Origin of the sequence: Leuconostoc lactis (genome assembly GCF_007954625.1) — a bacterium.
GTDB lineage: Bacteria > Bacillota > Bacilli > Lactobacillales > Lactobacillaceae > Leuconostoc > Leuconostoc lactis_A.
Genome location: NZ_CP042420.1, coordinates 1,476,564 through 1,488,484, shown reverse-complemented (window position 1 = coordinate 1,488,484; position 11,921 = coordinate 1,476,564). Strand labels below are relative to the sequence as shown.

General features: G+C 41.8%; 13 protein-coding genes. 11 read left to right on the top strand and 2 right to left on the bottom strand.

Translation table 11 applies throughout. The features are described from left to right. Positions 1-89 precede the first annotated feature (89 nt). The 5 genes from FGL80_RS07360 to FGL80_RS07340 all read left to right on the top strand — a co-directional run bounded on the left by FGL80_RS07360 (position 90) and on the right by FGL80_RS07340 (position 5,326). Positions 90-527 (top strand): hypothetical protein, encoded by a 438-nt coding sequence (locus tag FGL80_RS07360; RefSeq protein WP_055307796.1) that lies wholly within the window; start codon positions 90-92, stop codon positions 525-527. A 160-nt stretch (positions 528-687) separates the two neighbouring features. Then, on the top strand, positions 688-2,310 hold the full coding sequence (locus FGL80_RS07355) for an ABC-F family ATP-binding cassette domain-containing protein (protein WP_055307797.1): 1,623 nt from the start codon (positions 688-690) through the stop codon (positions 2,308-2,310). 87 nt (positions 2,311-2,397) lie between these two features. Continuing rightward, positions 2,398-3,558, top strand: a complete 1,161-nt coding sequence (locus tag FGL80_RS07350; protein WP_147001911.1) for a hydroxymethylglutaryl-CoA synthase — start codon at positions 2,398-2,400, stop codon at positions 3,556-3,558. A gap of 81 nt (positions 3,559-3,639) precedes the next feature. Beyond that, a complete protein-coding gene (locus FGL80_RS07345; protein ID WP_055307799.1) occupies positions 3,640-3,912 on the top strand; it encodes an ACT domain-containing protein in 273 nt (90 codons plus the stop codon). A 70-nt stretch (positions 3,913-3,982) separates the two neighbouring features. Further along, positions 3,983-5,326 carry a PFL family protein gene (locus FGL80_RS07340; protein ID WP_055307868.1) on the top strand — a complete coding sequence of 448 codons (1,344 nt, stop codon included), beginning with the start codon at positions 3,983-3,985 and terminating at the stop codon, positions 5,324-5,326. Positions 5,327-5,356: 30 nt separating this feature from the next. Here the strand turns inward: FGL80_RS07340 and FGL80_RS07335 are convergent, their stop codons facing one another. After that, positions 5,357-5,797, bottom strand: a complete 441-nt coding sequence (locus tag FGL80_RS07335) for a hypothetical protein (RefSeq protein WP_055307800.1) — start codon at positions 5,795-5,797, stop codon at positions 5,357-5,359. 151 nt (positions 5,798-5,948) lie between these two features. On the opposite strand from FGL80_RS07335, the gene xerC reads away from it, so the two are divergent. From xerC to FGL80_RS07320, 3 genes are all read left to right on the top strand, one after another. Beyond that, positions 5,949-6,857: a tyrosine recombinase XerC gene (xerC, locus tag FGL80_RS07330; protein ID WP_055307801.1), complete on the top strand. Its 909-nt coding sequence runs from the start codon at positions 5,949-5,951 to the stop codon at positions 6,855-6,857. Between the two features lie 53 nt (positions 6,858-6,910). Next, positions 6,911-7,789 (top strand): aldose 1-epimerase family protein, encoded by an 879-nt coding sequence (locus tag FGL80_RS07325; protein ID WP_055307802.1) that lies wholly within the window; start codon positions 6,911-6,913, stop codon positions 7,787-7,789. A gap of 169 nt (positions 7,790-7,958) precedes the next feature. Next, on the top strand, positions 7,959-8,549 hold the full coding sequence (locus tag FGL80_RS07320) for a phosphoribosylanthranilate isomerase (RefSeq protein ID WP_055307803.1): 591 nt from the start codon (positions 7,959-7,961) through the stop codon (positions 8,547-8,549). Positions 8,550-8,601: 52 nt separating this feature from the next. On the opposite strand, the gene FGL80_RS07315 is transcribed toward FGL80_RS07320, so the two are convergent. Beyond that, positions 8,602-9,945, bottom strand: coding sequence for an MFS transporter (locus FGL80_RS07315; protein WP_055307804.1), 1,344 nt, complete (start codon positions 9,943-9,945; stop codon positions 8,602-8,604). Between the two features lie 301 nt (positions 9,946-10,246). On the opposite strand from FGL80_RS07315, the gene FGL80_RS07310 reads away from it, so the two are divergent. From FGL80_RS07310 to FGL80_RS07300, 3 genes are all read left to right on the top strand, one after another. After that, a complete protein-coding gene (locus tag FGL80_RS07310; protein WP_055307805.1) occupies positions 10,247-10,525 on the top strand; it encodes a hypothetical protein in 279 nt (92 codons plus the stop codon). A gap of 144 nt (positions 10,526-10,669) precedes the next feature. Next, the gene (locus tag FGL80_RS07305; RefSeq protein ID WP_055307806.1) at positions 10,670-11,023 is read left to right on the top strand and encodes a hypothetical protein; all 354 of its coding nucleotides are present in this window, start codon (positions 10,670-10,672) and stop codon (positions 11,021-11,023) included. A gap of 125 nt (positions 11,024-11,148) precedes the next feature. After that, complete coding sequence (locus FGL80_RS07300) at positions 11,149-11,793, top strand: VTT domain-containing protein (RefSeq protein WP_055307807.1); 645 nt, start codon at positions 11,149-11,151, stop codon at positions 11,791-11,793. Positions 11,794-11,921: the final 128 nt, after the last annotated feature.

The following is an 11,921-nucleotide window of genomic DNA, read 5'->3' as shown; positions in this document are numbered from 1 at the left end:
TTGCCACAAAACATAACATTGGGCTACTATATTAACGTGCGCTGTAATATAATCAGATAAGATAGAATTGTTATTAAAGGTGGTCACGGATGAAAAAGACGTTTAAAAAATATTATGGTTATCAATGGTTGGCTGCAATTATATTTGGCTGGGGCCTACCTTTCTTGGGTGAACTAGCAGGTTGGACGAGTTTGCATAAGGTGATTTTTATTTATATCATCCTTAATAGTGCTTACATGTTGTATCTAGGCTATGATGTTCGCCGCCATGGTTATTCACCCGTCACATTATTGCTGATGCCAGTCATTTTTGCATTAGTTGCGACACTTTGGTTCGGTTTAGTATCGATGTCATACGGCTTTTATTTCAGTTTATTATACGTTGTCTTAAGCCTCTTTACTTTTTTGGGTGATACACGAGATGATCCAGATGAAAATTTGATTCCGATTGAAAATGGTTTTCATGATTTGAATTCTGGTGAGTCAGAAACGTTCCAAATACCGGTTGAAGGTGGCTTTAAATCGTAATATTAGCCCAGATTAGTCAGGGATTGTGTTGGAATAAAGTTATGAAAAAGCGCGACCTTTCGCGCTTTTTCTGTTATAGTTATAACAGGTATTTTTACAGAACTGTGTTTGGTGATTGAGATAAAACAACCTGAACACAGCGATAATGGAGGAAATTTAATTGATCACAGTATCAGACATGAGCTTCAGCTTTGCTGGGCCTAAATTATATCAAGATGTTAACTTAAAGTTGACGCCTGGCAATACTTACGGTATTATCGGTGCCAATGGTGCCGGCAAGTCAACTTTTTTGAAGTTATTACAAGGTGAATTGCAACCAACAGAAGGTGTGATTGCGATTGGTGAAGGTGAACGGATGTCATCTTTGCAACAAGATCACTTTGCTTTTGATGAATTTACCGTGTTGGACACAGTGATTCAAGGGCATAAGCGTTTGTATCAAGTCAAGACAGAAATGGACGCCATTTATGCCAAGCCGGATTTCAATGATGAAGACGGTGTTCGCGTAGCGGATTTGGGTGCAGAATTTGAAGAGCTTGATGGTTGGAACGCAGAAGTTGAAGCGGGTCAATTGTTGAGCAAGTTAGGCATTCCTGACGATATGCACTACACGTTAATGGGTGAATTGACTGAAAACGATAAAGTGAAGGTGTTGTTGGCGCAAGCTTTGTTTGGAAACCCTGACATTTTGGTGCTTGATGAACCAACCAACGGTCTGGATGTGCAGACAATTAACTGGTTAGAAGATTTCTTGGCTGATTTCCCGAACCTAGTTATTGTGGTGTCCCACGACCGTCACTTCCTAAACGCCGTGTCAACAAACATCTTGGATGTTGATTTTGGTAAGATTACACCATTCGTCGGGAACTATGATTTTTGGCGTGAATCTTCTGAATTGGCGCAACGTTTGGCTTCTCAGCAAAATGCTAAGAAGGAAGAACAAATTAAGCAATTGCAAGAATTCGTGGCCCGTTTCTCAGCCAATGCTTCTAAGTCAAAGCAAGCTACTGCACGTAAGAAACAATTGGAAAAGATTACGTTGGATGACATCAAGCCATCATCACGTAAGTACCCATTCATTAATTTCCCAATGAACCGCGAATTGGGCAACGACATGATTCGTGTTGAGAATGTGTCTAAGACAATTGATGGCGAAAAAGTACTCGATAATATTTCATTTATCGGCCGTCCTGGCGATAAAATTGCGATCTTGTCACGTTCTGATTTGGCAACCACAACACTTATGCAAATTATTGCCGGCACACTTGAACCAGACACTGGGTCAGTGACTTGGGGTGTGACAACATCACAATCTTATATTGCCAAAGATTTGAATGATAACTTTGACGATCAAGAAGCAACGATTTTGGATTGGTTGCGTGATTTTGCGGAAGAAGATCAAAAGGACAATACAAGTCTTCGTGGTATGTTGGGACAAATGTTGTTCCGCGGCGACGATTCTTTGAAGCAAATCAAAGTCCTTTCTGGTGGTGAAAAGGTGCGTATTACCTTGGCTAAGATGATGCTATTGAAGGCCAATGTCTTGCTCATGGATGACCCAACGAACCACTTGGATTTGGAATCAATTCAATCATTAAACGATGCCGTGGTGAACTTTAAGGGTGGCATTATTATGACTTCTCACGATCACGAATTCTTGGCAACGACTGCCAACCACGTGATTGAAGTTTCAGCCAAAGGTGCTGTGGACCGTGTGGATACAACGTATGATGAATTTATTTCAACACCAAGTATCCAAGAAAAGGTCAAGGAACTTTATTAAGCTGTGTGTTTAACCCATATAGCGTAAAAAGGCGTCTGAGGACGCTTTTTTGCGTCAACGCACATGATCAAAGGAAAGATAATAACCATGACAATAGGGATTGATAAAATCGGATTTTACACACCAAATTATGTGTTAGATCTTACTGAGCTCGCGCAAGCACGTGGGGACGAACCAGAAAAATATACAATTGGCATCGGCCAATCGCAACAAGCTGTCGTACCCAACTATGAAGACGTCGTGACGATGGGCGTTAATGCTGCCCAAAGTATTTTAACGGATGACGACCGTGCAGCGATTGATATGGTCATTTTTGCCACGGAATCAGGGATTGATAATTCCAAATCAGCCGCTGTCTACGCTCAAAAATTATTAAATTTATCAGAATTTTCGCGTACCATTGAGTTAAAGCAGGCTTGTTATGCAGGAACGTTTGGCTTGATGCAGGCACGCGACTACGTGACCTTGCATCCAGAAAAGCGTGTTTTGGTGATTGCGGCTGACATTGCCCGTTATGGTTTGGGAACACCAGGTGAAGTCACACAAGGCGCCGGTGCCGTTACTATGGTTGTGGCGAGTGAACCGAAAATTTTAGCGATTAATTCAGATTCTGTTTATATGAGTCGGGATGTCGCTGATTTCTGGCGGCCGGTTGACCGTGAAGAAGCGTTAGTTGACGGTCATCTCTCAACTGATGTTTATAAAGAGATGTTTTTAACACTTTGGCAACGTTATCAAAAGCAAACGCAACATGTTCTTGATGATTTTGCTGGCTTTGCGTTCCATTTACCTTATACAAAAATGGGGAAGAAGGCGCTGGATCAAATTATGGCCGAAGCGTCACCTACCCAGCAAATCCGTTTGGCTGAGCATTTAACAGCCAGTCAAGTCTATAGTCGTCAGGTGGGAAATCTATATACCGGGTCGGTTTATCTCAGTTTGCTATCTCTATTAAGCCAGGCAACGGATCTGGTGGCAGGGGAAGATATTGCTATCTTTAGTTATGGGTCTGGGTCTGAGGCTGAATTATACTCAGTGACCTTACAAGATAATTTTGCCGACTATGTCCCAAAAACTATGACGGATGCCTTATTGGCAAACCGACACCAGGTCAGTGTGACTGAATATGAAGCGATGTTCACTTCGCACTTGTATGATTCGCATGTTGATGCGAAAACACAAGCTCATGATGATGCCAAAACGGTACAATTTTTAGGGTGGCAAGCCGGCGAACGGTTGTATCGTTAGCCGCAAATTGCATTCAGTTAATGACAAGGGTGCGCGTCTTATTGTATAATACGTAAAATAACTTTTTAAAGAGGAAAAATCGTGGCAAAAGCAGTTGTAACCGTAGTTGGAAAAGATAAGCCAGGCATTATCGCCAGCGTGGCACAAACCTTAGCATCACATGATGTGAACATTTTAGATGTCTCACAAACGATCATGTCGGATATTTTCACAATGAGCATGTTGGTGAATCTTGAACAACTAGACGAAACCTTTAATGGCTTACAAGATGATTTAAATGTACTTGGGCAACAGTTAAATGTTGAAATTCATACCCAACGTGAAGAAATTTTTGATGCGATGCGTCGTGTTTAAAAATTGATGTTAGGGGTTATTTTTGATGTGGCATTGCGGTTGATTAATGGCCAAAAATTTGGGAGAAGTCATGGAAACCACGCAAATTATAGAAACAATTAACATGGTTGCCGAAGAGCATTTGGATATTCGTACTGTGACAATGGGTATTTCACTGCTTGATACGATTGCTGGGACACCGGCAGATACGGCAAAAAATATTTATGATAAAATTACAACCTACGCCAAGGATTTAGTGGCGGTCGCGCAACAAATCGAACGTGAATTCGGGATTCCAATTACCAACAAGCGGATTAGTGTGACGCCAATTGCTTTAATCGCTGGTAAAGCTACGCCAGATGAGATGTTGTTATACGCGCATGCCTTGGATGATGCGGCTAAAACTGTTGGGGTTGACTTTATTGGCGGGTATTCAGCGCTTGTACAAAAGGGGTTTGCCAATGGTGACCTGGCTTTGATCAAATCATTGCCACGCGCGTTGACCGAAACAGACCTTGTCATGTCAAGTGTGAATATTGGGTCATCCAAAGCAGGCATTAACTTGGACGCGGTTAAGTTAATGGGTGAAACGATCAAAGCGATTACGGATAAGTCAGACACAGCCAATGCGAAGTTAGTGGTGTTTGCCAATGCGGTGGAAGATAATCCGTTTATGGCAGGGGCTTTCCATGGCGTGACAGAAGCCGATGTGGTGATTAATGTCGGTGTTTCTGGCCCTGGTGTGGTGAAGCGTGCACTTGAAAAAGTGAAGGGCGAACCAATTCATATTGTTGCGGAAACGGTTAAAAAGACTGCCTTTAAGATTACACGTGTCGGTCAAATGGTTGGGGCGTTAGCGGCTGAACGGTTGGGCGTTGAATTTGGCATTGTGGATTTGAGTTTAGCACCAACACCGGCTTGTGGTGATTCAGTGGCGGAAGTCTTGGAAGAAATTGGCTTAGAAATGGTCGGTACTCATGGGACAACAGCGGCTTTGATGTTGCTCAATGATGCGGTTAAAAAGGGTGGCGTGATGGCGTCACAGCGTGTTGGTGGATTATCAGGGGCCTTTATTCCGGTTTCTGAAGATGCGGGCATGATTGATGCGGTTAAAGCTGGTATTTTGTCATTGGCCAAGCTTGAGGCGATGACATCCGTCTGCTCAGTTGGGTTGGATATGATTGCCGTACCTGGTGATACGCCAGCAACAACGATTGCGGCTATGATCGCTGATGAAGCAGCGATTGGTGTGCAAAACAACAAGACAACCGCAGTCCGCGTGTTACCAACCAACGGGACTAAAGTTGGTGATATGGTGGACTATGGTGGCTTGCTGGGGACAGCGCCAGTGATGCCGGTTGTACCAAAATCAAGTGCTGATTTTATTAATCGTGGTGGGCATATTCCGGCCCCAATTCATTCCTTTAAGAATTAAAAAAGCAACGCCCAGATGGGCGTTGCTTTTTTAATTACTGCGTTGTTGTGTATTTGGGCTCGTGATTTGTGTGGTGTGATTACTTTTAGCTTGCGCAAACATAATCACCGTATAGACCAGCAAAACCATAACAACCAGTACTGCGATGACGCGAGCGGGGTGTTGCCACAAGACCCGATACCAGTGCCGACGGATAGGTTGTGTCAGATTATCCGCCTGATTTTCGGTCATTTCAGCTGTCAACGCATAAGCAAAACTATCGGCATCAACCGCTTTTGGCGTGGCTTCATATGATACGATTGAAACGGCGCGGGAATCCGTGTTGGACTGTGGGTGCTTGGGAGTGTGTCGCGCATCACGGTTAGTCAAAATATTTTTACGGAAAGTCGCAAGTCCTTGCTGAATCTGATGTTGCAACGTGTTGATACCATCACGTAGTTGTTCAAGTGGTGTTTGTATTGGAATTTTCATAAGGATACTCCCTGATGTCTATTTTTGTTTTTCAATCAAGAATAAAATTTAGCTACTTCTATCATAGCGAAATACGTGGTTAACAGGGGGATGTTTGATTGATTATAACTAAATTTAAAAGTTCTTAAGTTTTTCAGGTTATAATAAGAATATGACAACCAAAGAAGCACAATTGTATCAAGATTACCTGCAAGCTGAACGGCAATATTCTGATTTAACCGTTAAAGCTTATCTAACCGATATCGAGGCTTTCACCACGTTTTTAGCCGAAAATGGTGGTTTTACGACCTACCGTGCGGTGCAGACTTTAGACGTTCGGGTGTATTTAAATGAGTTGTATGAGCGCCGGTTGGCACGTACAACAATTGCGCGCAAAATCAGTAGTTTACGGATGTTTTTTCAATTTATGTTGGCCAATCAATTTGTCAGTGATAATCCGTTTGAAAATGTGGCGTTGCGCAAACACCAAAGCCATTTACCGGAATTTTTTTACGAATCGGAATTGACGACATTGTTTGAAGTGGCTTATGCAGAAGACGAGCCACTTTGGCAACGTAACGCGGCATTGCTTGAATTTTTGTATGCGACAGGTGCGCGTGTGGCGGAAATTGCCAATTTAACCATTGCCCAACTCGATTTTGCCCAACGATTAGTGTTAATTCATGGTAAAGGTAACAAGGATCGCTACGTGCCATTTGGTCATTTTGCAGCGCAAGCGATGACCCAGTATTTACATGAGCTACGACCGCAGTTAGTGGCGAAACAAGCCCCGCATGATCGTGTCTTTGTGAATCATCGTGGCGAACCGATTACGGCAGCTGGGATTACTTATATTTTAAATGAATTGATGAAAAAATCAGCGTTAACTGGCACCATTCATCCGCATATGTTGCGTCATACTTTTGCCACCCATTTGTTGAACCACGGGGCTGATATGCGCACAGTTCAGGAATTATTGGGACATGTGAACTTGTCAACCACGCAGATGTATACACATGTGACACGTGAAAGCCTGCAAAAAAATTATCAGTCTTTCTTTCCACGGGCAAAAAAAGACTGATCAACGCAGACAGCACAACATTTTGTAAAAAAATTTGGTAGAATATAGATATTATGATTACACTAGAAAACAATGACTTAAAAGTTCAAATTAACGAATACGGCGCTGAATTGACAAGCGTTTGGCATAAACAGGCTGAGTTGGAATATATTTGGGTTGGAGACCCTAAATATTGGGGACGCCATGCGTCTAATCTTTTTCCAATTGTTGGTCGTTTACGCGGTGATCAATTCAAAGTTGCTGGTGAAACTTATTTTATGAATCAACATGGTTTTGCGCGTAATACCTTGTTTGAGGTCGTCGAACAAAGTGAGACTCGTGCGGTTTTCCGGATTCATGACACGGATTCAACTTTGCGTATTTACCCATTTAAGTTCCAATTTGATATTAGTTATGAGCTAACCGATGACAACGAATTGAAAGTTGCTTATATTGTGACGAATACGGATAAAGAAGAATCCCTCTTCTTTAGCGTTGGTGGGCATCCTGCCTTTAATCTACCATTGGATGGCGGTAAGTTTTCAGACTACTACGTATCAATTGAACCAGAAAAAATCTATGATCGCGTACGCTTGACTGGGCCATACTCAAATCCTAATGCTGCAACACCGTTTAATGCCAATATTCCGTTGCGGTTGCGACAAGAAGATTATCATGATGATGCCATTATTCTAAAGTTAGATCGCCAAAAAACGTCATTCTTGCTAGCACGTTTGGCGAACCAACACGGGCTACGGATGACGTTAGAAAACGCACAATTTATTGGCATCTGGACACCAGCCGGTAAGCAAGCACCATTTATTGCCCTGGAGCCTTGGTGGGGTATTGCTGATACGGTAGATTCAACGGGTAACTTCAAAGAAAAGTTTGGCGTGAATGTTTTGGCTGCCGGTGATACCTTTAAAGGCACATATAGTATGCAATTCTTTTAAGATAGTTAACTTCCGTTTTTATAAAATTTTAGATGCCATGATTAATCATCATCACGGCACTCAACGTTTTGAAAATATTGCTCACGCAACTATTTTTAGAACGTTTTTATTTGTATAAAAATGATAAAATGAACATTAGTAAGCAGATTAAGAGGATTAACACCTAATTATGACTAAAATTAACTTGAGTGGGCTACTTAACGTGGCGGATGCTGATCTCGTCAATACGCTCCAACCTGACATGGCGAGCGTGATACTTGCGCCAGGACACCGCTACAGTGTTGGGATTATGACAGCGATGCAGATTCGTGAGCAGTTGGATAAAAACATACCACTATATGGTGTGTTTGACGATCAAAATGTGATGGATATCCTCACTTTTTTTGATAATGGTGTCATCCAAGGCGTGCAGTTGCCAAGTCAAACAACTGAAGATGCAGTAACCTTGTTACATGATCGGGGTGTTCCCGTGATTCAAGTTCGAGAACCGGTAGAAGTCATGCTAGAAGCAGCGGCTGATATTATTTTGATAGATACCGCTGCTACGATTGAGACATCTTTTGATTGGCAATCAGTGCCACCTAAGCCGCTTCGGAAAAAGCCAATCATGTTGGCGGGTGACTTGACAGTTGACAATCTACAAACTGTGATGACGCAGGTGCAACCAGAATGGGTCGCCATTGCTACGGCTGTTGAAGGTGATGGTGTGAAGAATCCGACCTTGCTGTCACAATTGGTCACGATTGCCCATCAAAATTAATATCATGGCCACAAAAAAGGCACACAATTTAACGCAAAATTGTGTGCCTTTTTTATCGTGTTGATTTAAAGTAAAAAATAAGGAGTCCGAAAATCAACAGGGATAAGCTAATCGCCAGCAAATTAAACCAACCAAAGCCAATTAAGACGCCGCCGTGTGATTGTAGGAGTGCGGCAACGGTGGTGCCCAAAGCCCCCATAAACATTTGTGTTGATTGAATAATGGCTGTCGCATCAGATTTTACCGCATCAGTTTGTTCAGCAATTGCGGCTGTTTGTGCATTTGTATACGACATATTGCGACCGAGAATAAACAAAATGTAGAGCACAATCACTAAGATGAGACTCAACTGCTTCGTCAAAATTGTCAGAATGATAACAGTCGCAGTGAAAATACTGTGACCAATATAGATCGGTGCTTTAGCACCGATTTTGTCGTACATACGACCAAATAAGGGGTTGAAAAAGGCGCCTAACAGGGTACCAGGTAATAAAGCAAATCCTGCCCAGAAGCTTGAGGTGTGTTGGACATTTTGGAGATAGGTTGGAATGATTAAATTTAACCCCAACATGACAAACATATACAACGAAATCGCAACTAATAAGGCGGTAAATTTTAATTGTGTCAGTAGTTTTAAATTTAAGAATACTTTTTGTGAGGTGTTGCTACGCCAAATAAAAGCCAGTAGCATGATGACGGCTAAACTTAAATAAGGCCAATTCAAAGTGCCGGATTCAAGTGTATTGACCACCAGTAAGGCTGCCGTTAGCGACACAGCTAGGAGCGCAAAAGCCACAGCGTCAAATGATTTGGTGATGGGTGGTTGTTTAATTTTACCAATTGTCCACCAACCCAGTAGTAAAGAGACGAATGGTGCGATTAATAGAATAAAGAAAATGGACCGCCAACCCAAAATTTCAACTAAGGCACCGCCGTAAGTGGGACCAAATGACGGCGCTAAACCAACCACCAGTGAGGCGAGCCCCATATAGGTACCCACGTATTTAGCTGGTACGACATCAACAACATAGTTGAAGACTAACGGCATGGCAATGCCGGCGGCAATACCTTCTAGGATACGGCCGATCAAAAGCCATGTGAGTGTTGGGGCAAAACCACTTAACAGCGTGCCAATTAGGAAAATAAACACACTACTCAACCATAACCATCGGCTATTAAAGCGCTTAATCAAAAAAGCACTGGTCGTAATCATGATGGTGACGGCTAAGAGATAAAGCGTCGTCACCCATTGAATCCTGTTTAAATCGCGATTGAATTCTTGTGATAACACCGTAAAGGTGACATTCATGGCGGTTTCAGCCATAATGCCTGAGAAGGCAACGACTGAGAGAGCGACAATCGCCAAAAGTTCTTTTAACGCTACTTTTTCTGTCATGCATAAACTCCTTAAAAAAGCTGACGTGTCTTTCCAGACATGCCAGCTTTGCAATTCGATCAATTGCGCTGATTAAAATTGAATTACAATTCATTTAGTCTATAATGAATTTTCTGGCATGTCAAGTTATCAGACACAACTTAGTACGATATATTATTAGAATAATTTTTTGTTCGTTGGTATGCAGTATAGCATTAAAATTTATTAAATCTTGTTTTATGAGACACCATCTCATGATACGATCATAATAGTTGAAAGTTAATCTGTTGGGCAGGCAAAGCAATGGCAATATACAACGAATATGACGCCACAAAGCCTCACACTAAATGACAAGTATATCTTTGTGAGTGCCTATGACCATACGCGTCAATTAAATTCGGTGTTGTTTTTGATTGACCGCAAAACGCACCAGTGGATTAAGACAATTACCTTACCAACTCGTGCGCATGTTGGCGGGATTACCATTGATGACCGTACGCAAACCCTATATCTGTCAGATGATAGTCAAGGGGTGACAAAATTAGGGCGTATTCAAATTAGTAAGCTGATCAAATCTAAAAAAGACCAAATTTTGACGTAATTTGACGACGTCATAACACTAGCAGATATCAAAACTGCGGCGACAATTGAGTATTACCAAGATGCCATCTGGGTTGGGACATTTAGTGCCAACAAAAATGGGTTGATTCAACGTTTTCCTATTAATCGCACGACCAATACGTTGATGGCTGATCCAGACGGGCAAGCACCAACGGGTAAACTGAATCGTGATACCAAGCTTCAAACAGCAAACGGTCACATTCAAGGCATCAATTTCTATCATGAAAATTTATATATTACTTTTTCTTATGGTAAGCAGCCCGCTGCTATGATGCGTTATCAGTACGATGCGACAACCAATGAGTTTACTTATGCTGGGACGATGGCGCAGTTGCCACCTTATTTAGAAGGGATTGATTTTCAAGGGGATAATATTTGGCTGATTTTTGAATCAGGTGCCAAAGCTTACCGCAAGAAAACACCAATCATTGTTGACCGAATTTTACAAACAGATATTTCAAATTTTGATTTTAAGTGATCAGGTTTGACAGACAGCTGATGATTGCTGACAAAATATCAGAATTTAATCATGAAATAATCGGGCTTAATGCCCAACATAAGCTTATACTTGAGAGAAACCTAACATAAAAAGGATATCAACACATGTTAACAGGGATTATTTCAAGTTTACTCAATTTTAATGTCTACTTACCGCAACTGGCACACCAAAATCCGATTTTGGTTTATGGGATTTTATTTGCCTTAATTTTTATTGAAACAGGGTTGGTGATTTTACCGTTTTTACCGGGTGATTCGATTTTATTTTTAGTCGGATCATTGTCGACATTATCGTTTAACGGCCTGAACTTTTTGCTGTTAGTGTTATTGTTAGTGCCGGCAGCAATTCTGGGCGATTTTGTGAATTTTGAAATCGGGGAACATTTTGGGCCTGTCCTTTCTTCTAGTCGTTGGGGGGCCAAGCTCATTAGTCGTGACAAATTGGAAAAGTCACAAAACTTTTTTGATAAGCATGGTGCCAGTGCCATTATTTTGGCACGTTTTACGCCAATCGTTCGAACGTTTATCCCATTTATAGCCGGCATGAGTCGTATGCAATACGCCAAATTTGCCCGTTATAATGCGGTGGGTGGGGCGAGTTGGATTGTGCTGATGTTATTGGCGGGCGCATTATTTGGGGCCATTCCGTTGGTCAAACAAAACTTTGAATTGATTACCGTGGGGATTGTTTTCATCTCAATCTTACCAATGCTGGTGTCAACACTAGTCAATAAAGCTAAACAAGGCTAAGCCTGTAACGCTCAAAATAGTTGTGGGAACACGACTATTTTGAGCGTTTTTTATTACCGATAGTGCATAGGCCGATTTATGCTAGCAGTTAGATTCGTCTTGTCATCAGGTGATTTATGGTACAATAT